This window comes from Glaciecola nitratireducens FR1064, assembly GCF_000226565.1.
GTDB lineage: Bacteria > Pseudomonadota > Gammaproteobacteria > Enterobacterales > Alteromonadaceae > Glaciecola > Glaciecola nitratireducens.
Genome location: NC_016041.1, coordinates 1,974,156 through 1,992,993, shown reverse-complemented (window position 1 = coordinate 1,992,993; position 18,838 = coordinate 1,974,156). Strand labels below are relative to the sequence as shown.

Sequence of the window (18,838 nt, the reverse complement as noted above, 5' to 3'; positions counted from 1 at the left end):
TATGTTCCAGCCTTTCCCAAAAATAGGACAGTTCCGTAATGTAGTTAAAGACATACGCGACATTGCAGAATCTTCCACGATTACACACCTAAGCTTTATTGGAACCGTTAAGTTACACGGAACCAATGCGGCAATAAGTTACTCGGTACAAAAAGACAAGGTTTACTATCAAAGCAGATCACGTTTAATTCAACCTCTTAATGACAATGCTGGTTTTGCTACATGGGCTGAAAGTATTGAAACTGATTGGCACTACTTTTTGCAAGACATTGCAGATGGTAAAGATGTCATCGTCTATGGCGAATGGTGTGGCGGCAATATCCAGAGAGGTGTTGCCTTAACTAATATGCCTAAGATGTTTGTAATGTTCGCAGCAGAAATTGAAGGTAAGCATATACCATTAAGTTCTCTACATCTAAGCAGCGATTCACACGGCCTACTTGAAAGAGCAGATGTATTCTTTATTGACGACTTTCCTGTTTATGAGGAAACAGTTGATTTACAGATGCCTGAAAACTCCATTAACCGACTCACAGAGCTTACTTTAGCTGTAGAAGACCAATGCCCTGTAGCTCATGCATTAGGTGTAACTGGTGTAGGTGAAGGCATTGTTTGGAGATGCACCCATCCTAGCCATACTGACTTACTTTTTAAGGTTAAAGGCGAGAAACACTCTGTGTCTAAAGTGAAAACTTTAGCAGCTGTTGATCCAGAGAAGCTTAATTCAATGAGAGAGTTCGTTGAGTATGCAGTTACTGAAAACAGGCTGAACCAGGGTGTTGAAGTACTGGGCCTGGATCAAAAGAATGTAGGCAATTTCATTGGTTGGGTAAGCAAAGATGTTTGGACGGAAGAACAAGATGTTCTCGAAGCCAATAATCTTACGATGAGGGACGTAGGTAAATTTATTGCCAACAAAGCCCGTCATTTTTATCTAACAAAACTCAATAACGAGGTGTTCGCCTAATGAAAGCTGAATACGTAGACCGTATGGGCAATGACCTCTCAGTAGTTAACGCTGCTAGAGTGAGCTTCAATAAAACGTCATCTTATGTCTACTTAGATGAAGATGGTAATGAGGTGGAATTAAAAGTCCAAGACGGTATTAGTAAAGACTTTTTAGATCCACCAAAAGTAATACGTGGCAAAGACGTAGGACTGATCAAATTCTTAGCCAAGCATCATCACTGGACTCCGTTCGCACACACAGCAATTACGTTGCGTATGCAAGCACCTATCCCAATCAGAACTCAAGCGTTTAAGCACAAAGTGGGTTTGATTGAGAATGAGGAATCCAGACGCTACATTAGCACTGCTCCTGATTACTTTACGCCTACTTTTAGGCAGCAAGCTAGTGATAAAAAGCAGGGCAGCGGTGAAGCATTTGATCCAAGCACTCAAACTAAGCTTCAGTCATTTTACGATGGTGTTATGAGTGATGCCGTTTCTAATTATGATTACCTACTAGAACTAGGTGTAGCTGAAGAACAAGCACGATTTGTTCTACCACAAGGCTGTGAAGTCAATTGGGTTTGGACGGGTAACTTAGTTAGCTTCGCTAACTTCGTAAACAAACGTTCTAAGTCTGATGCACAAGGTGAGATCCAAGATCTTGCTAAACAAGTGAACGATGTTATTGCGCCATTATTTCCTCATAGTTGGGCCGCTTTAACCTCTTAAACTTTGACTGCTAGGAAAGACTAGCAACCTCCCCCACACACACCACAGATTAGGATAATCATGTTTAATAAAAAACAAATGGTAACAATGCTGACTTTACAAAACAGCATGAACTACAAAGTCAACTCAGATTGGCTACAAGCAGGTAATGACTGGTCACTGGCTGCAATGATGGAAGCTACTGAAGCTATTGATCATCACGGCTGGAAATGGTGGAAACATCAAGAACCAGACATGGATCAACTCCAGATGGAGCTTGTAGATATTTGGCACTTTATCCTTTCAGGAGTTATGGAAGAAGGCTGCCACGGCTCTATTGATACAATATCCGAAATCATGCTTGAGCTGATAGAAGAAACCAAGATCGGTGTAACTACCACAGATAGCTTTAATGGCTTACCTGTAAAACCGGCAGGCATGACATTAGTTGAATTACTTAAGCTCTTTGCAGGTTCTTGCGCTTCTGGATTGATGCCAACACATGTCTTCTTACTTATCGTAGAACGCAGCGGTATGACTACTGATGACCTGTATAAGCAGTACATCGGTAAGAACGTGCTTAACTTCTTTAGACAGGATAACGGCTATAAAGATGGCACTTATCAAAAGATTTGGGCTGGTCGTGAAGACAACGAACACCTAACCGAAATACTACAAGAGCTTGATGCGACAGTAGATGATTTTGAAACCCACTTATACGATGCATTAGGTCGTATATACAAACTAGCAACGAAAACGGAAGCAGCGTAATTATGTACGAACAAGATCAAGCAGCAGCAGTGAAACGAATTAAGCGATACATCACATTAGCAATTGTAGCGGTTGTGGTTTTCCCTATATTACTTGGTACATTCTTCACAGTTGAAGAAGGCCACATTGGTATCGTTAAGCGATTCAGTGAAGCCAAGTATCAAGTAAACCCTGGTATTCACTTCAAAGTACCGATGATCGACTCTGTTGAAGAGATCGAAGTGCGTACTCGCAAGAACGAAGAGAACATGGCTTCAAGTACTGCTGAACAAATGCCGGTTACAGTTGCTGTCTCAGTTAACTGGACGGTAGAAAGATCCTCTGCATTGGATTTGTTCAAGCAATATGGTGGCCTAACTCAGTTTGAACAACGCATACTAGATCCAAGATTTAGATCAGCCACTAAGGACATCATTCCAAAGTACACCGCAGAAGCTCTTATACAAGACCGTGCGGCTGCTATTGCTGGAATTGAGCGTCTACTAATGGACGAGATGGAAGGCTTCCCAGTCACTGTGGACAACATTCAAATTGAGAACATCCAATTACCTCAAAAGTACTTGAACTCAATTGAAACCAAGCAGACTGAGAAGAACTTAGCTGATGCCGAGCAACATAGATTAGCTCGTCAAAACCTTGAAGCACAGCGTGATGTGAATACTGCTAAAGCGAAAGCTGATGGTATTACTCTAGTCGCAATTGCTGAAGCTGAGTCAACTCGTATCAAAGGTATTGCTGAAGCATCTGCTATCACAGCGAAAGCCAAAGCACTTAATGGTAATCCTCTTATCATAAAGTTAACTGAAGCTCAGAACTGGGATGGTAAATTACCACACACAATCTTAGGTGGTGGTTCAACACCTATCCTAGATATGCGGAGCAAATCGTAATGGCTATTAATTCCCTGATTAAAGCATTTGAAGTAATCAAGACAAAGCTAGACAAGTACATTGCCAAGCAAGAGTCTGAAGTCAATGAGCGTGAACTGATGCTATCGCAAGCAGCTGATGATCTTAGACTAGCCAACAAGCTTAAAACCAAGCTTGCTGACTTTGTAGTTTAATAAACCAAGGCGGTAACACCAGCCATGAGGCAGCGGGAAACCGAGGTTAGCCTTTAAAGACCCCTTCTGGTCGTGTTACAACTCAATGGAGATGGTATGACTACCACCCTAGAACCATTCTTAAAAGAGAGAGTCATTCCACTTACCCGCATACTGAGAAGAAAAGAAGTATTGCAGTTATGTGGCATTGGACAGACGCATCTCTATGATCTAATCAAACGAAACGAATTCCCCAGACCAGTAAACCTTACGGGCAAAATTGTAGGCTGGGTAGATAACGAAATTCAAGATTGGATTGATACAAAAATACAACAAAGGGATCAATAACGATCCCCTTTAATTAAACCCTTTAAGGAACACCATGGAAATCAAAATCACGATTACACCGGATACTAACCAATCTTCTGATATTGAAATGAATTTTTCGGAAGACTTAGTGTTACCAAATACACAAGCATTTGTGGAACTTAGCGAAGAAGATAAAGGCCGCCATTACGCAGCCTTTATTGTTGCTAGAGCAGTTCAAGACAAACTTCAAGAAACTCAGGCGCAAGCAGAAAATGCTGCACCACTTGAAGTAGCTGTTGAAAGCTAGTTACACATTGTTAGGCTACCTGTCGTCAGGCAGGTAGTCTTTACTCTAGGAGGATTCATTGAGTTAGCAAATGACTCTAAAGATTTATTATAATTTTCCACATACCTCTGTTCTCGTCCCTTAGCCTTGTCACTGGCGCTTTTTACCTGAGTTAATGCAAATTCATGATTCTTACAGTTACTAGCATTAGTGATCAAAAATCTAAATCGAATATCAATTTCTTCCTTCATCCTGTCAACATCGTAAACCCAAGTATTTAGTACGTGAGAAAAACTATCTATACCTTCAGCATATTGTTGAGGAGATATATAGTTTTTCTGGTAACAACCTACATTATCAGCCCAAATGTTTGCGAACAGTAAGTACACATCCGGTGTCATAACTTTCTTAGTTGGGCCTGTTGCACAACCAGTTAAGCCAACTACTAACAATCCTACAAGTAACTTCTTCATTTTATCCCTTAAGTGAATTTTCGTACTTAGATTTAATTTCTATATTGTTCTGTGTTTTAAACTCCAAATCGTCAAGGTAGTCCGACCACATTTGTAACATGACTCTTCGTTCATCTAACTTAGTTGTTCTGTTGTACGCCCTACCATTTACATCTTTAACCTTATGGGCTAACTGATGTTCAATGTATTCTGGGTTCTGAGACAACTCTTCATCTAACAGGGTTCGAGCCGTGGCTCGTAACCCGTGGGCAGTCTGTTTACCTACATAACCCATTTTTCTTATTGCGGTGTTAACCGTATTTTCACTCATTGGTTTGGCTAAACATCTAATTGAAGGAAAGACATAAGCTGAAGGTCTATTGTTATCTTTAATAAACGTCAACATCTTCTTGGCTTGATCACTCAGTGGAACCCAATGATCCTGACTCATAGAAGTCTTTTTCATATTGGCTTTATCAATCTGAATACAGTTCAAATCCCAATTAACATTCTCCCATTTAAGCGTTCTCAGTTCTCCTGGTCTGATGAACCAATGCAATGAGAGTCTCATAGCTATTACAGTAAGCCAGTACGACTTAGAGCTGTGCATATCACAAAGTAGTCTGCCAACCTCTTGTGGGGTTATCAACGCAGGGTGATGCGACTCAGGAGCTGTCTTGATCAGGGTTTTTATATCATTAAGCCAATTGCGATCAATCGGCACCGAGGGTTCTGCAATACAGTAAGCAAAGAACTGATTAAGCAACGCTGCAACTTTATGTGCAGTAGCTCTCTTGTTCTCTTTTTCAATATCTTGAATTAAGCCAAGTACTTTCTGTGCTGTTATCTCTCTACAACCAATAGTCCCAATCTTTGGTTTAATCCAGTTACGTATCAGACCTTCTGCTTTAGTTATTGTTTTAGGGTCTTTACCATCTGAATAGTGTTTAAAGAAATCATCAAGCACTTTTGATATTAAGACAGACTCCTGTTCTTCCTCAGTACGTTTTATCCTAATATTCTTTGCTTCTTGCTGGGGATCTATATCGTTAGCTAAAAGAGTACGAGCATTGTCTCGTTTATCTCTTGCTTGTTTTAAAGTTACTTCAGGGTAAACACCGAAAGCCATAGTCTTTTGTTTACCTTCAAACCTGTAAGACCATCTCCAGTATTTTGCGCTATTTGTTTTGACAAGCAGATAGAGTCCTTTGCCATCTGTCAGCTTGTAATCTTTATCCCGTGGCTTGGTGTTAACCAAAGCCATGCTAGTTAAGGGCATGTGATATTCCTAAATTTGATGGTACATTTTTAAGATACTACAAATTTGTTGGTACATGCAAAGTAAAAGTACCAACAAAAGTGCTGGTAGCACACGAATAGTGGTGAAATTCAGGCGTAAAAAAATCCACTCAAAAGTGGATTATTCTATGTGAATCAGTTGCTTGCGGTGTGTTGTGGTACTGGGTGATATGAGCATTGGAGGCGGAACCCGGAGTCGAACCGAGATCCACGGATTTGCAATCCGCTGCATAGCCATTCTGCCATTCCGCCGCAACATTGTTGCTTTTACATTTCGTCAATCAAGAGATTGGAGCGGGAAACGAGATTCGAACTCGCGACCCCGACCTTGGCAAGGTCGTGCTCTACCAGCTGAGCTATTCCCGCCTCGAAATGTGGGGTGCATTCTACCCTCAAAAACAAACCTGTCAACACTAAATCTTAAAGAAATATACTGTTTCATTAAAAATTGTACAGTTCGCTGCTATTTTGCACTGAAACGACTGAAAACTAAGCTTTTACCTGACTAAGTTGCTTCCACGCGGCTTTGGTGTAAACAACCATAGACCAGACCGATAGCACTGCAGAAAAATAAAGTAGAATTTTCCCTAGCGTGACCCAATAGATCGGAAAGCCCATGAACTCCTCTAAACCAGATAATAATCCGATTAACGCGAGCATTTGCGCCATCGTTTTAGATTTCCCGATAAATGACACCTTAACAACTGAAGCACTTCCATACTGCCCCATCCATTCGCGTAAAGCCGATACATAAATTTCACGCATCAACAAGGCAATGGCAGGGACAGTAATCCACACGCTAGCATAAGTGTGCGTTACCATGAGCAACGCTGCTGCAACAATTAATTTATCGGCAACCGGATCAAGGAAAGCACCAAAAGGTGTTGACTGCTTTAGTTTTCTGGCCAGATATCCATCAAACCAATCGGTTATAGCTGCAAACCAAAATATAAATGCGCCAGCCTGATGAGCCCATCGCCAATCAAGAAAATAGACAAGAACAAATACTGGTATCAGAAGGACTCTGAACATGGTGATAATGTTGGGGATGGTCCACATAATAACTACATACCTTGGTTTAAAACTCTTCTCTCGGAATATGATACCAGAACAGACTCAATTAAGAATGCAAATGATCGTATATGATATCGGCAAGTTCCTCGCTTATCCCAGGAACCTTGCTAATTTCTTGCTTACTCGCTTTTTTAAGACCCTGCAGACCACCTGAATATTTCAATAAAGCCTGTCGTTTCTTCGGGCCTACGCCTGATATACCCTCTAAGGTCGACGTTTTCTTGACTTTCTGCCTTCTATTTCGATGCCCTGATATCGCAAAACGATGCGATTCGTCTCTAATATGTTGGATTAAATGTAAACCAGGAGAATCACTTTCCATCGGAATAGTTTCGTACGAGCCGGCTCTTATCAATGTTTCTAGTCCGGCTTTTCTACTGCTGCCCTTAGCCACACCAATAAGCATGGGTTTGAATTCGGCTGGCCAGTCTTCAAAATGCGCTTCTGCTTGTGAAAGCTGCCCTTTGCCACCGTCTATGAATAATATATCGGGTAGCTTAGCGTCTGCGTTAGGCGACTTGTAACGGCGCTTCAATGCTTGTGCCATTGCTGCGTAATCATCTCCCGGAGTAATACCTTCAATGTTAAAGGTTCTATAATCGCTCTTTAATGGACCGTCGCGGTTAAAAACAACGCATGAAGCAACGGTTTGCTGTCCCGAGGTGTGACTTATGTCAAAGCATTCCATTCTACTAATGGGTGTATCTCTTTCAATCGCTTTTTCTAAATCGACAAATCGTGCAAACATCGATTTCTGCTGATTTTGTTGAGTTTCGAGTGAATTGTCGGCGTTCTTGTTTGCTAACTGCAAATATTGCCTTTTTTCGTCTCTCACTCCCTCAAAGAATTTAACTTTGTAGCCAGCTTCAGTTGTCAGCACTTTTTCGATATCTTCCATTTCTGGAAACTTCATTGGAATAACAATCTGTCTAGGAATAGTCTTATTTCCTGCAAGATAAAATTGCAGAATGAAAGACTGAAAGACGGTCTCACCATCTATATCTCGCGGAATTTTAGGAAAAAATGACTTACTGCCCAACAACTGGCTATCGCGAATAAAAAGGCCTTGGACGCAGGCGTAACCATTTTTAAAGGCAAAACCAAATACATCCATTTCTTGCTGATTACCAGTCACAAACTGTTGTTCTTGTATGCGACGCAGTGCGCTAATTTGATCTCTATAACGAGCAGCTGCCTCAAAGTTTAAGGCGATACTTGCCTGCTCCATTTTGTCGACTAACGAAGCTATCACTTCAGAATTCTTTCCTCTGAGAAATAGTGTAGCTAAGTTTACTTGTTCTCGATACTCTTCGTCGCTTACATAACCAGCGACACAAGGTGCTGAACAGCGCTTCATTTGATATTGCAAACAGGGTCTGCTGCGAGCTCTATAATAGCTGTCTTCGCACTGTCTGATTGGAAATATTCGTTGCATGGATCTGAGGCTTTCTCTTACCGCCCACGCGCTAGGATATGGGCCAAAATAGGTACCTTTTAGTTTTTTTGTGCCACGATGGAAGCTCAGTCGCGGGTGTTCGTGTTCAGACAGGAATATAAAAGGGTATGATTTATCGTCACGCAACACCACGTTGTAACGCGGACGATATTTTTTTATGAAATTATTTTCTAGTATAAACGCTTCGGTTTCACTTGAAACAACCGTCACGTCCATTTTTGCGATATGCGTAACAAGCGATTGAGTTTTTACGCTGTCTACATTTTTGCGAAAGTATGAACTAACTCGTTTCTTTAGATTTTTAGCCTTGCCTACATAAATGACTTCTTCTCTAATGTTATACATTCTGTAAACACCAGGCTTCGAAGTCAGGTTCTTGAGAAAGGCCTCTGAATCAAATAAAACGTCTTCACTCATCGCTATTCGGTTTGTATCAGCTTATGGCGCAGCGCTAAATGCGTTAATTCAACATCGGAACTCACATTCAACTTATCAAACATCCGATACCGATAGGTGTTCACTGTTTTAGCCGTAATATTGAGATTAGATGCAATTTCTGGCACTCGAGTGCCTCTTGTCAGCATCAATGTGATTTCGAGCTCACGATCTGACAAATTTTCAAAAGGATTATCATGATTCTGTGAAGTGCTGCCTATGGCAAGCTCCTGCGCAACGTCAGCTGATATATAACGCTGACCTGAAGATACTTTATAAATAGCATTTACCATTTCGCTAGGGTCAGCATCTTTCGTTAAGAAACCATGCGCACCCGCCTGCATTATTTTGGTAGGTATAGGATTTTCTTTGTGCATTGACAAACAAATAATGCGTGTACTGTCGCAAAATCGCAAAATTTTGCGTGTCGCCTCCAAACCACCAATGCCAGGCATGCTGACATCCATCATGATGATGTCAGGCGGACTTTTACGACACAGCTCAACGGCTTCTTCGCCACTTCCAACGGAAGCAACAACATTAAAATCTTTGACATCGTTTAATATACGACTGATCCCTGTCCTAACGAGCTCATGGTCATCAACCAATAAAATCTTGATCACGTAGGAACCTCAATTTCTTATTATTTATTAAATTCAGCTAACTGCGAGCCGAGAGTATCTTACATATAGCGCCATATTGGAATAACTTAATATATCAATAGTATTGATTTCTAACAATAAAGGAATGTGTGGTATCGATAATCTCTTTAAAGTACTGTCGATACCAATTTGGCTGCTGAAAAACTAGGCTTTGAGGATATTGCCTCTCCCTGTTCGTTCGATCACCGAAATCATTTAAAAAGGGTAAGCTAAGCTTTAAAGTTTGATAGTTAGCTTTTTAGGGCATTGCTTTCATTAATATTGCTTTCATGAATTAGAGAGTTTGTAGAAAAAACCTTGATAAACAGCTTGTAGAAACCGGCTCAGAACCAGCCAGTTTTATTTGCGCAAACCAAAAAGGGCCTAAACATTGTTTAGGCCCTTAAATTGGCGGATAGCGAGGGATTCGAACCCCCGGTACGTTTGACCGTACGTCTGATTTCAAGTCAGGTGCATTAAACCGAGCTCTGCCAGCTATCCATAAACTTTTTACGCTATGTCATTAATCTATTTCTAAATTAATGAATTGTCATATTACCCTAGCCCCAGGGTTAACTTCAAGTTATGACCCTGTTTAGGTTCATAAGTTCACCTTGAAACAAGTGACTCTGCGTAAGAGGTGCGCATATTAAGCATCAAACTGACTGTTGTAAAGTCTTTACATAGAAAAAACTGTTTTTTTTTGTTTGTTTGAACATTTTTTATGCATTCCTGTAATAATATACATTACTTAGTGAAAACTACTTGAAATTTTGAACCAAACACCCTACAAAGTATCTAACAAATAACCAACTGTTTTACTCAATTATTATTTAACGTGGAGACGTACAAAATGGAACAACGTTCAGTATATTCTGCTTCTGGCACTCGGTCAGCGATAGAAATCAATAAGGTATTAAAAAACACCTATCTACTATTGTCGATGACTTTAGTCTTTAGTGCTGTTTGTGCCTGGATCACGATGGGTATGAATCTAGGTGGTTTTGCAAGAATTGGCCTCATGTTGGCTGCGTTTGCTTCGCTGTTTGCTGTTTCGAAATATGCAAACTCTACCGCTGCACTTCCCTTAACGTTTTTGTTTACAGGTTTAATGGGCGCAGCGCTCGGTCCATTGATAAACTACTACTTAAATGTAGGTTATCCTGGACTTATTATGGAAGCGTTTGGCACAACCGCAATTATTTTTGTAGCATTGTCAGGTTACGTAATCACTACTAAGAAAGATTTTAGTTTCTTAGGTGGCTTTCTAATAGTAGGTTTAGTGTTCGCAATAATAGCAAGCATAGCAAACATGTTCTTTGCTGTTCCGGCCGTACATTTAGCGATTAACGCGGTTATTGTTTTCATCTTTTCTGGCTTTATCCTGTACGACACTAGCAGAATTGTAAAAGGTGGTGAAACGAACTATGTCATGGCAACGGTAGCACTGTATTTGAATATATATAACTTGTTTACTTCGCTACTAGCGCTGTTAAACGCATTTGGCGGCGACGATTGATCGCTCAAACTCACGATGGAAAACACCCCTTCTAAGGGGTGTTTTTGTTTGTTATGAATAGATTCCTTATTTTTATTACACGCTCTCCATTTGACTCTCTAAATGGCCAAACTGCTCTATCTTTTTGTGAGGCAGCAATCGACTTAGGCCATCAAATAGAACAGGTCTTCTTTTATCACCATGGTGTCTTGCACGCGAATAGTGACATTCAGCCGGGGGCAGGTGAAAAAAACATGCTTCAACTTTGGACGCAGTTTACAGAACAAACAAAAACACCACTGAACGTTTGTGTTACCGCATCAGCAAAACGTGGCGTATTATCAGAAGATGATGCGAGCATGTTTAAGCGACACAGCAATATCCACGAAGCGTTTTGCCCGGTAGGTATGGCTGATTATTTTTCTGCGCTTAATTCAGCTGCAATTGGCAACGATAGTTCGCCAATTTGTATTCAGTTTTAGAGACTGCTCATGACAACCTTACTGATCATTTCGACATCTCCACCTTACTACAACAGTGCTGCACAAGACGCATTAGAAGCAGCGCTGGCAGCAAGCAATGTTGGTGTCGAGGTGACATTTGTATTTGCCCAACAAGGGCTTTACCAATTACTAGATAAGCAAGACGGTACTTATTTACAAAAGAAATCGATGGCGAAACAAATCAATGTAATGCCCTTGTATGATATTGACGCTATATATTATTTAGAAGACGATATGGCTTCCCTTAATCTTTCCAGTGATACCATTATCGACACTGCATCAGCCATAAGCAGCATTGAATTCAGTCGACTTTGTGAATCGTCAGCCGCTGTTATTCGATTTTAGTTCAGGAATATTGTACTTATGTTAATTCTTTTTTTAGGTTCCGACTATCATGCCATTAAACCTATGCTGGGCAGTCATAGCGATGAAAATAGTGCTGAAAAGCACCATGCTATTATTGTAGCGCAACAAGCTGTTTTTCAACTGTATAATATATTGGATGAGCTAAACGAGCGCACTGACACTCTTATTTACGTCATCAAGCGTGACCTACAGGCGAGCGGTCTTTTAGCTAATTTTGCAGGGCACAATAAAATTAATATTATAGAATTTGAAGAGTTTGTAACATTATCTACGCAACATATCCCGTGTATTACGCTGCAATAGCACAGGCTGTCAGTTTAAAAGAGAGTATTTGTAAACAGTATGCAAGAATTTTTAGAGGTCGCTGGAAAGAAAATAGAAGTAGATGCAAATGGTTATTTGTTGGACCATACAGAATGGAACACCGAAATAGCAGAAATTATTGCGCAAAAGGAATCGATTGAGTTAAGTGATGCCCATTGGGAAGTGGTACTTTTTGTTAGAGAGTTTTATAAAGAATACGACACTAGCCCAGCAATACGCGTATTAGTAAAAAGCCTAGCAAACAAATTTGGGCCTGACATTGGAAATAGCCGTTATGTACAGCGTTTGTTCCCAAAAGGCCCAGCGAAACAAGCAACGAAAATTGCTGGCCTTCCGAAGCCAGCAAAATGCCTATAAGTTTATAAGTAAGTAAGCTTTATGCAGAAGGTGAAATTACTTCAACACCATTCATATAGGGTACTAAGGCTTCGGGAACTTTGACGCTACCATCAGCCTGTTGGTAGTTTTCCAGTATCGCAACTAGTGTTCGTCCAACGGCTAAACCAGAACCATTCAATGTATGCAATAATTCAGGTTTTTTCATCTCGTGAGATTTATACCTTGCCTGCATTCTGCGAGCTTGAAAATCGCCCATATTTGAACAGGAAGATATTTCTCTATAGGTATCTTGAGCGGGTAACCAAACCTCTAAATCGTAAGTTTTAGTTGCACCAAACCCCATGTCGCCGGTGCATAAAAGAACTTTACGATAAGCCAATCCTAACTTTTGCAATATGGCTTCAGCATGACCAGTTAACTCTTCTAGGGCTTGCATTGACTGTTCAGGGTGAACTAGCTGAACCATCTCAACTTTATCAAATTGATGCTGGCGAATAAGTCCCTTTGTATCACGACCATACGAACCGGCCTCACTTCTAAAACAAGGTGTATGTGCCGTCATTTTGATTGGAAGTGCACTTAAAGGGAATATTTCGTCTCTTGCTATGTTCGTCAATGGCACTTCTGCGGTTGGAATAAGCGACATTCCCTGACCTTCTTCGGTAGCCGGCTTGGTATGAAATAAATCGGCTCCAAACTTCGGCAACTGACCGGTACCGTAGAGACTGTCTGAATTTACGAGGTAAGGAACATAAACCTCTTGATAACCGTGTTCCTGCGTATGCATATCGAGCATAAACTGACCGAGCGCTCTGTGCATTCTGGCAACGGCTCCATTCATCACTACAAACCGTGAACCAGATAGCTTAGCCGCTGTTTCAAAATCAAGGCCGTTGTCTAACCTTGTAGAAACATCAGTATGATCCTTTACTTCAAAATCGAAGCTAGGAACTTCGCCCCACTTGAGGACTTCTTGATTTTCACTTTCATCTTTGCCAACAGGTACTTCGTCAGATGGCAAGTTTGGTGTTTCTTGATAAATAATGTTAAACGCATTCATCACTCGTTCTAAGCCAGATTTAGCTTCATCTAGCTTTTCACCAAGACCACTAACCTCATCAAGTAATGGCTGTATATCCTCACCAGAGGCCTTCGCTTTGCCGATTGCTTTGGAGCGAACTGTACGCTGATTCTGTAATTCTTCAGTCGCTAATTGCAGAACCTTGCGTTTTTCTTCTAACTCAGTAATTGCGACAACATCGAGAGAGTAACCACGTTTAAGCAGTTTTGCAGCCACTTCGTCAAGGTTATTTCTGATCAATCTAGGATCTAACATTTTTTACATTATCCTTTGAAAATTAATAAAGCCAACCACACTGAAATGAGACAAACAGTGACGTTGAAAAAAACATTGAGCGAGGCTTTCATGATTTCGCCGTGCTGAATGAGTAATACGGTATCGAGTGAAAAGGTTGAGAAGGTAGTGAATGCGCCTAACAGGCCAATGCCAATTAGGGCTCTTAACCCTGCGTTTTCACCGTTATCCTGTTGCATAAAGGAATACAATATGCCCAATAGGAACGAGCCCAATACGTTGACGACAAGAGTACCAAATGGAAAGCCCTTTCCCAATAGATTAGTCGAGATTTGAACAATTAAATACCGCATAGAGGCGCCAACTGCACCTCCCATTGCTACAAATAGATATACTTGAAACGTATGCATTTTATGAACCTGTTGTGTTTTTTCGTGATTTACCTTGTGCATGAGCTTCGGCATCAAGTTGGGCCAAATAGTCCATCTTCGCACTTAATTGCTTCTCTAAGCCTCGCTCACTGGCATGATAAAATGTTATTTCGGCGATATCCGGTGGCAAATACGATTCGCCTGCCGCATAAGCATTAGGTTCGTTATGAGCATAGCGGTATTCATCTCCATGGCCCATTTCTTTCGCTAGCTTAGTAGGCGCATTTCTTAAATGTGCGGGAACGTCGTAACTTGGGGTTTCGTCAATAAGTCGCTGTGCCTTTTTAAAAGCTGTGTAAACGGCGTTACTTTTGGGTGCAAGCGCGCAATAAATGACGGCTTGAGCAAGCGCTCTTTCGCCTTCAGCAGGGCCCACGCGATGATATAAATCCCAACTATTAAGACAAACTTGCAGTGCCCTTGGGTCCGCATTGCCTATATCTTCAGATGCTATCGCCAACAGGCGTCGCGCGATCACTAGCGGGTCACCGCCACTCTTTAAAAGACGACAAAACCAATACAAAGCGCCGTCTGGAGATGAACCTCTCACTGATTTGTGAAATGCCGATAACAAATCGTAATAGTGGTCTCCATTTTTATCAAAGGCTAAGGTTTTAGCGCCTGTTGCTTTCTTTATCAACGATAGACTTATTTTTTCACCGCTGTTGGCCAAATCGCTGCAAATTTCGACTGACATTAATAGGCTTCTTGCGTCTCCATTCGCTTGAGTAACCAGCGCCAAAGCCGCGTTTTCTTCAAACTCAATGGTCTTTTTTTCGCGTTCTTGCAAGAATTCAATCGCAGCATTCAGAAGCTTCATCAATTCATCTGTTGATAGTTTTTCTAAAATAAAAACACGTAATCGAGACAACAATGCGCGATTAACGGAAAAGCTAGGATTCTCTGTTGTTGCGCCAATGAGAATGATATGCCCGCTTTCGACATAGGGTAGAAAAGCATCCTGCTGACTTTTGTTGAAGCGATGAATTTCATCAACAAAAACCACTTTTTGCTTCGCAAATAAATCCGAATTCCCGCGAGTTAATGAGCCGCTGACCTCCCCAATAGCTGCACGTATCTCTTTTACTCCCGAGTTAATGGCAGAAAGTTCAATCACGTCGGCGTCGAGTTGCTCTGCAATTAAATGCACTAGTGTAGTTTTACCTGTACCTGGCGGCCCCCAAAATATCATTGAATAGCAATTATTTTGCGCTAGCATTTTGGAGATAGTCCCCTGCTCACCAATTAAATGGGACTGGCCCACGTAATTATTGAGGCTGCTCGGTCTAAGTAAGCTAGCTAGGGGCTTATAGGTAGAAGATTTCATCCATTACTCGAGGTTAGTAGCAAGTTAGGCTATTGCTGCAAGCTTCAATTATTGACTACGTTGGTCATCGATAATATAGTTTTCTGGGATTTGATACGAAAACAGCATCTGAGCAACCGGTTGATTTTGTTCGATATTTGAAAATATCAATAGACTCTTTTGTTGCTGTCTATCTGTAGACTGCAGGCGCGTAAGTTGATCACCGCTAAACTCAATATTCAATGAAATTATATTGGCATTCTCATCTTGCGAAACAACCATAAATCGAGATTCTTTCTTTTCAACAGTCACCGCATTCCATTGTTTTTGGTCATCCGAGACAAGCAGCATCAATGGGTTATTTTGTGTAATCGACGCTTGTTGCATCACAGTAACTTGCTCTACGAAAGGGTCAACATTCCATACGGTTGTGCCATCAGCAATGAGGAGAGTTTCATCTGGCAATTGCGTCTCCCAGCGCAGCATATTGGGTGTTTTAAGGGTCAACGTGCCAGAAGTTCTCTGCAGCTCTTTACCGTTGATGTCAGAGATGCTCTGAGAAAAGTTAGCGGAGTATGAAACCAGTTTACTTAGCTTCATTTTTAATTCATCTTTAGCCGCTATATTTTGTGTTTCCTGTTGCGCAAGCGCCGCGCTATTAGCAGTGCTGCTCATTGCACTTGTACTAACAGCAATCAGAGTAGAAGCACTCATCACGCTGGCTATCATCGTCAATAAACCAGCGCGTATCTTTTTATTCGCAGCGAACATAATCTAATCCTTTCGTGGAGGTGGAGCTAACACTTCTCTATTGCCATTATGGCCGGGTGAACTTACGACACCGCTCTGTTCCATTTGTTCAACCAAGCGGGCTGCTCTATTGTAACCGATTCTAAACTTACGCTGCACACTTGATACAGACGCTCGTCGTGTTTCTGTGATGAAGGCTACTGCTTCATCGTAAAAAGCATCATTTTCCTGATCATCACCTTCCGCCTGTTCTCCCGGCAACAATACTTCGGATGTCGCTTCGCCGTTAAGAATTTCGTCGATATATTGAGGAGCGCCTCGTTGTTTCCAGTCAGCAACAACAGCATGTACTTCGTGATCATCAACAAAAGCACCATGAACACGCGTCGTTATACTTGTTCCTGGAGGGTTATATAGCATATCACCTGCTCCTAACAATGACTCTGCACCCTGCTGATCTAATATGGTTCGAGAATCAATTTTACTGGATACCTGAAACGCAATTCTAGTAGGAATATTGGCTTTTATTAATCCGGTAATGACATCAACGGACGGTCTCTGTGTCGCTAAAATAAGGTGTATTCCCGCCGCACGTGCTTTTTGTGCTATTCGAGCAATTAACTCTTCTACTTTTTTACCGACAATCATCATCATGTCGGCAAATTCATCGACGATAACGACAATACTAGGCAGTTTATCGAGCTCTGGAGCCGTTTCTTCCATACTTTCTTCAGACTTCCACAGTGGGTCGAGTATGGGTTCACCGGCGTCTTTAGCGTCTTTTATCTTTTTGTTATAACCTTTTAAGTTTCTTACACCTAATGCTGACATCAAACGATATCGACGTTCCATCTCACCAACACACCAACGCAAAGCGTTGGATGCTTGTTTCATATCTGTTACAACTTCGGTTAATAGATGCGGTATACCTTCATAAACAGAAAGTTCTAGCATTTTAGGGTCGATCATAATTAGTCGGACATCTTCAGGAGTCGACTTATACAGCAGACTCAGAATCATGACATTCACGCCCACTGATTTACCAGACCCTGTAGTACCAGCAACCAATAAGTGTGGCATCTTACCAAGATCCACGACCACGGGTTTACCCGAAATATCGGCACCAAGTACCATCGTCAATGGTGATTCACTCGCTTGAAACGCTCTAGTTTCAATCACTTCACTCAAGCGCACCATTTCACGATGTTTATTGGGCAGTTCAAGACCAATCACAGACTTACCAGGAATAACTTCGACAACACGAACCGATATGGCCGACATAGCTCTTGCTAGATCTTTGGATAAAGCACTAATTTTGCTGACTTTAACTCCCGGCGCTAAGTCCAATTCAAAACGAGTAATAACAGGGCCCGGTAAAACATCAACTACATTCGCAATGATGTTGAAATCTGCTAGCTTCTCTTCTAACAGCCTAGAAACCTGATCTAACTCTTCTTGCGTTATCGGGTTTTCATGCTTATCAGCTCGTTGCAATAAGTCGAATGAGGGCATGACAGCTTTTTCTAAGGGCTTTATTGCCACGTTTTGACTGGTTGCTAGTGGCTTAATACTCTGCTCTGCACGCAAACCGCCCTGCCCTGCACTTTTTGAAGCTCGGACAACCTTGATACGCTGCCGCTCAATCTCTGGGCTTGGCTTTTTTTCATCCTCGTCGTCGCCAGCATTATAAACATATTTATCAGCTGGCCGAACATCATCATCCTCATACATAAATACAGCGTCTGGTATGTGAAACTCAGGTTCTGTTCTAATTGATGAGGTGTTATTTTGCGTGGTTTCAGTGCTTGTTGGCTGAGTTACTTTTTCTGACAATGCATCAGGTTCTGGTTCTGCGCGTAAACTCGTGATATTTAATTCAGAGCTATCAGTATTGATTGGTTTAGGTAAGGCTTTTTCGTTACTGTTGCCAAAAGTCGGCAGTGAGAGCGCGCTGACCTTCTTAGGTAGACTATAAATGTCCTTAGCTCGGTTAATCGTAAATGAACCAATACTGTCAATGATGCTCAACCACGAAATACCTGTCGCTAACGTGAATCCAGTGCAGAAAAAACAAATCAATAACAACACAGTGCCAACAAAACTAAAGTGCGGGATAAGCGCTGTGCTAATGATGTCACCCATTGCCCCGCCAGCAGATACGCTGTAGAAGTCGTCAAAGTTGATGCTAGCAATACCTGTAAAACCAAATATCACTAATAAAGCACCGACAAGGCGAAGGCTGATTGTTAGGTAATCTAATTTAGTTACACTCTTTATATGCAGGAAAATAAACCAGCCGCAAAATGCGAGAGTAAATGGAAGAACATAGGCCGTTATGCCAAATGTAAAAAGCAGTATATCGGCGGCCCATGCGCCGATAGAGCCCATTAGGTTTTGAATTTCGTTGTGTAAACCCGCCTGCGACCAACCTGGGTCGCTTGGGTGAAATGAAGCCAGTGCTATTAGCAAGAAGAAGGCCGTTGCACATGACAGCATCATGCCTACTTCCATCAACCGCTGTGTTCCGGATAATCGCGCCATATCCCTACAATTCTTTTATTTATAATGCTAATTGAATTAGC

The 18,838-nt window shown here is 41.5% G+C and carries 21 protein-coding genes, 3 tRNA genes and 2 pseudogenes; 12 read left to right on the top strand and 14 right to left on the bottom strand.

From position 1 onward, the window contains the following. Nucleotide 1 precedes the first annotated feature (1 nt). The 7 genes from GNIT_RS08620 (at nucleotide 2) to GNIT_RS08595 (ending at nucleotide 4,088) form a co-directional block, all read left to right on the top strand. Nucleotides 2-967: an RNA ligase family protein gene (locus GNIT_RS08620; RefSeq protein WP_014108795.1), complete on the top strand. Its 966-nt coding sequence runs from the start codon at nucleotides 2-4 to the stop codon at nucleotides 965-967. After that, nucleotides 967-1,680, top strand: coding sequence for an FAD-dependent thymidylate synthase (thyX, locus tag GNIT_RS08615; RefSeq protein ID WP_014108794.1), 714 nt, complete (start codon nucleotides 967-969; stop codon nucleotides 1,678-1,680). The genes GNIT_RS08620 and thyX overlap by 1 nt, the downstream gene beginning before the upstream one ends. 87 nt (nucleotides 1,681-1,767) lie before the next feature. After that, entirely contained in the window at nucleotides 1,768-2,430 is a 663-nt protein-coding gene (locus GNIT_RS08610) for a dUTP diphosphatase (RefSeq protein WP_238526954.1), read from the top strand. Nucleotides 2,431-2,432: 2 nt separating this feature from the next. Further along, nucleotides 2,433-3,320: a prohibitin family protein gene (locus GNIT_RS08605; protein ID WP_014108792.1), complete on the top strand. Its 888-nt coding sequence runs from the start codon at nucleotides 2,433-2,435 to the stop codon at nucleotides 3,318-3,320. Continuing rightward, nucleotides 3,320-3,493 carry a hypothetical protein gene (locus tag GNIT_RS18170; RefSeq protein WP_014108791.1) on the top strand — a complete coding sequence of 58 codons (174 nt, stop codon included), beginning with the start codon at nucleotides 3,320-3,322 and terminating at the stop codon, nucleotides 3,491-3,493. The genes GNIT_RS08605 and GNIT_RS18170 overlap by 1 nt, the downstream gene beginning before the upstream one ends. 96 nt (nucleotides 3,494-3,589) lie before the next feature. Further along, nucleotides 3,590-3,820, top strand: a complete 231-nt coding sequence (locus GNIT_RS08600) for an AlpA family transcriptional regulator (RefSeq protein WP_014108790.1) — start codon at nucleotides 3,590-3,592, stop codon at nucleotides 3,818-3,820. Nucleotides 3,821-3,854: 34 nt separating this feature from the next. Beyond that, the gene (locus tag GNIT_RS08595; RefSeq protein WP_014108789.1) at nucleotides 3,855-4,088 is read left to right on the top strand and encodes a hypothetical protein; all 234 of its coding nucleotides are present in this window, start codon (nucleotides 3,855-3,857) and stop codon (nucleotides 4,086-4,088) included. Here the strand turns inward: GNIT_RS08595 and GNIT_RS08590 are convergent. The 8 genes from GNIT_RS08590 to GNIT_RS08555 all read right to left on the bottom strand — a co-directional run bounded on the left by GNIT_RS08590 (nucleotide 4,085) and on the right by GNIT_RS08555 (nucleotide 9,925). After that, nucleotides 4,085-4,540 (bottom strand): hypothetical protein, encoded by a 456-nt coding sequence (locus tag GNIT_RS08590; protein WP_014108788.1) that lies wholly within the window; start codon nucleotides 4,538-4,540, stop codon nucleotides 4,085-4,087. The genes GNIT_RS08595 and GNIT_RS08590 overlap by 4 nt on opposite strands. A gap of 1 nt (nucleotide 4,541) precedes the next feature. Beyond that, complete coding sequence (locus GNIT_RS08585; protein ID WP_014108787.1) at nucleotides 4,542-5,798, bottom strand: tyrosine-type recombinase/integrase; 1,257 nt, start codon at nucleotides 5,796-5,798, stop codon at nucleotides 4,542-4,544. Between the two features lie 198 nt (nucleotides 5,799-5,996). Further along, nucleotides 5,997-6,070, bottom strand: a tRNA-Cys gene (locus tag GNIT_RS08580). A 38-nt stretch (nucleotides 6,071-6,108) separates the two neighbouring features. Next, nucleotides 6,109-6,184: transfer RNA gene (locus GNIT_RS08575), tRNA-Gly, on the bottom strand. Between the two features lie 123 nt (nucleotides 6,185-6,307). Further along, nucleotides 6,308-6,877 (bottom strand): CDP-diacylglycerol--glycerol-3-phosphate 3-phosphatidyltransferase, encoded by a 570-nt coding sequence (gene pgsA, locus GNIT_RS08570; protein WP_014108786.1) that lies wholly within the window; start codon nucleotides 6,875-6,877, stop codon nucleotides 6,308-6,310. Nucleotides 6,878-6,938: 61 nt separating this feature from the next. After that, a complete protein-coding gene (uvrC, locus tag GNIT_RS08565) occupies nucleotides 6,939-8,765 on the bottom strand; it encodes an excinuclease ABC subunit UvrC (RefSeq protein ID WP_014108785.1) in 1,827 nt (608 codons plus the stop codon). A 2-nt stretch (nucleotides 8,766-8,767) separates the two neighbouring features. Continuing rightward, nucleotides 8,768-9,406, bottom strand: coding sequence for a UvrY/SirA/GacA family response regulator transcription factor (gene uvrY, locus GNIT_RS08560; RefSeq protein WP_014108784.1), 639 nt, complete (start codon nucleotides 9,404-9,406; stop codon nucleotides 8,768-8,770). Between the two features lie 427 nt (nucleotides 9,407-9,833). Then, nucleotides 9,834-9,925 (bottom strand) — tRNA-Ser (locus GNIT_RS08555). Between the two features lie 352 nt (nucleotides 9,926-10,277). On the opposite strand from GNIT_RS08555, the gene GNIT_RS08550 reads away from it, so the two are divergent. Genes GNIT_RS08550 through GNIT_RS08530 form a run of 5 tightly spaced genes read left to right on the top strand, consistent with a single transcriptional unit; the run spans nucleotide 10,278 to nucleotide 12,472 of the window. Further along, nucleotides 10,278-10,943: a Bax inhibitor-1/YccA family protein gene (locus GNIT_RS08550; RefSeq protein ID WP_014108783.1), complete on the top strand. Its 666-nt coding sequence runs from the start codon at nucleotides 10,278-10,280 to the stop codon at nucleotides 10,941-10,943. Nucleotides 10,944-10,996: 53 nt separating this feature from the next. After that, complete coding sequence (tusD, locus tag GNIT_RS08545; RefSeq protein WP_014108782.1) at nucleotides 10,997-11,404, top strand: sulfurtransferase complex subunit TusD; 408 nt, start codon at nucleotides 10,997-10,999, stop codon at nucleotides 11,402-11,404. Nucleotides 11,405-11,413: 9 nt separating this feature from the next. Then, on the top strand, nucleotides 11,414-11,770 hold the full coding sequence (locus tag GNIT_RS08540) for a DsrE family protein (RefSeq protein ID WP_014108781.1): 357 nt from the start codon (nucleotides 11,414-11,416) through the stop codon (nucleotides 11,768-11,770). Nucleotides 11,771-11,788: 18 nt separating this feature from the next. Continuing rightward, complete coding sequence (locus GNIT_RS08535) at nucleotides 11,789-12,094, top strand: DsrH/TusB family sulfur metabolism protein (RefSeq protein WP_014108780.1); 306 nt, start codon at nucleotides 11,789-11,791, stop codon at nucleotides 12,092-12,094. Between the two features lie 39 nt (nucleotides 12,095-12,133). Further along, nucleotides 12,134-12,472 (top strand): TusE/DsrC/DsvC family sulfur relay protein, encoded by a 339-nt coding sequence (locus GNIT_RS08530; protein WP_014108779.1) that lies wholly within the window; start codon nucleotides 12,134-12,136, stop codon nucleotides 12,470-12,472. Between the two features lie 19 nt (nucleotides 12,473-12,491). Here GNIT_RS08530 and serS read toward each other — a convergent pair whose 3' ends face one another. The 6 genes and pseudogenes from serS to GNIT_RS18535 all read right to left on the bottom strand — a co-directional run. Then, complete coding sequence (serS, locus tag GNIT_RS08525; protein ID WP_014108778.1) at nucleotides 12,492-13,790, bottom strand: serine--tRNA ligase; 1,299 nt, start codon at nucleotides 13,788-13,790, stop codon at nucleotides 12,492-12,494. Nucleotides 13,791-13,798: 8 nt separating this feature from the next. Beyond that, nucleotides 13,799-14,179 carry a fluoride efflux transporter CrcB gene (crcB, locus tag GNIT_RS08520; RefSeq protein WP_041246361.1) on the bottom strand — a complete coding sequence of 127 codons (381 nt, stop codon included), beginning with the start codon at nucleotides 14,177-14,179 and terminating at the stop codon, nucleotides 13,799-13,801. 1 nt (nucleotide 14,180) lies between these two features. Further along, nucleotides 14,181-15,527, bottom strand: coding sequence for a replication-associated recombination protein A (locus GNIT_RS08515; RefSeq protein WP_041246360.1), 1,347 nt, complete (start codon nucleotides 15,525-15,527; stop codon nucleotides 14,181-14,183). Nucleotides 15,528-15,575: 48 nt separating this feature from the next. Beyond that, complete coding sequence (gene lolA, locus GNIT_RS08510; RefSeq protein ID WP_014108775.1) at nucleotides 15,576-16,277, bottom strand: outer membrane lipoprotein periplasmic chaperone LolA; 702 nt, start codon at nucleotides 16,275-16,277, stop codon at nucleotides 15,576-15,578. Nucleotides 16,278-16,280: 3 nt separating this feature from the next. Then, nucleotides 16,281-17,765, bottom strand: a pseudogene (locus GNIT_RS18540) (DNA translocase FtsK); the annotation flags it as partial. A gap of 555 nt (nucleotides 17,766-18,320) precedes the next feature. After that, nucleotides 18,321-18,752, bottom strand: a pseudogene (locus GNIT_RS18535) (DNA translocase FtsK 4TM domain-containing protein); the annotation flags it as partial. Nucleotides 18,753-18,838 lie beyond the last annotated feature (86 nt).

Bases quoted from the DNA above. Each gene is read 5' to 3' on its own strand.
- GNIT_RS08530 (WP_014108779.1), top strand. From the start codon at position 12,134: ATGCAAGAATTTTTAGAGGTCGCTGGAAAGAAAATAGAAGTAGATGCA.
- GNIT_RS08600 (WP_014108790.1), top strand. From the start codon at position 3,590: ATGACTACCACCCTAGAACCATTCTTAAAAGAGAGAGTCATTCCACTT.
- GNIT_RS08535 (WP_014108780.1), top strand. From the start codon at position 11,789: ATGTTAATTCTTTTTTTAGGTTCCGACTATCATGCCATTAAACCTATG.
- GNIT_RS08515 (WP_041246360.1), bottom strand. From the start codon at position 15,527: ATGAAATCTTCTACCTATAAGCCCCTAGCTAGCTTACTTAGACCGAGC.
- GNIT_RS08540 (WP_014108781.1), top strand. From the start codon at position 11,414: ATGACAACCTTACTGATCATTTCGACATCTCCACCTTACTACAACAGT.
- thyX (WP_014108794.1), top strand. From the start codon at position 967: ATGAAAGCTGAATACGTAGACCGTATGGGCAATGACCTCTCAGTAGTT.
- pgsA (WP_014108786.1), bottom strand. From the start codon at position 6,877: ATGTGGACCATCCCCAACATTATCACCATGTTCAGAGTCCTTCTGATA.
- crcB (WP_041246361.1), bottom strand. From the start codon at position 14,179: ATGCATACGTTTCAAGTATATCTATTTGTAGCAATGGGAGGTGCAGTT.
- GNIT_RS08595 (WP_014108789.1), top strand. From the start codon at position 3,855: ATGGAAATCAAAATCACGATTACACCGGATACTAACCAATCTTCTGAT.
- tusD (WP_014108782.1), top strand. From the start codon at position 10,997: ATGAATAGATTCCTTATTTTTATTACACGCTCTCCATTTGACTCTCTA.
- GNIT_RS08605 (WP_014108792.1), top strand. From the start codon at position 2,433: ATGTACGAACAAGATCAAGCAGCAGCAGTGAAACGAATTAAGCGATAC.
- serS (WP_014108778.1), bottom strand. From the start codon at position 13,790: ATGTTAGATCCTAGATTGATCAGAAATAACCTTGACGAAGTGGCTGCA.
- GNIT_RS08550 (WP_014108783.1), top strand. From the start codon at position 10,278: ATGGAACAACGTTCAGTATATTCTGCTTCTGGCACTCGGTCAGCGATA.
- GNIT_RS18170 (WP_014108791.1), top strand. From the start codon at position 3,320: ATGGCTATTAATTCCCTGATTAAAGCATTTGAAGTAATCAAGACAAAG.
- uvrC (WP_014108785.1), bottom strand. From the start codon at position 8,765: ATGAGTGAAGACGTTTTATTTGATTCAGAGGCCTTTCTCAAGAACCTG.
- GNIT_RS08610 (WP_238526954.1), top strand. From the start codon at position 1,768: ATGCTGACTTTACAAAACAGCATGAACTACAAAGTCAACTCAGATTGG.
- lolA (WP_014108775.1), bottom strand. From the start codon at position 16,277: ATGTTCGCTGCGAATAAAAAGATACGCGCTGGTTTATTGACGATGATA.
- GNIT_RS08620 (WP_014108795.1), top strand. From the start codon at position 2: ATGTTCCAGCCTTTCCCAAAAATAGGACAGTTCCGTAATGTAGTTAAA.
- GNIT_RS08590 (WP_014108788.1), bottom strand. From the start codon at position 4,540: ATGAAGAAGTTACTTGTAGGATTGTTAGTAGTTGGCTTAACTGGTTGT.
- GNIT_RS08585 (WP_014108787.1), bottom strand. From the start codon at position 5,798: ATGCCCTTAACTAGCATGGCTTTGGTTAACACCAAGCCACGGGATAAA.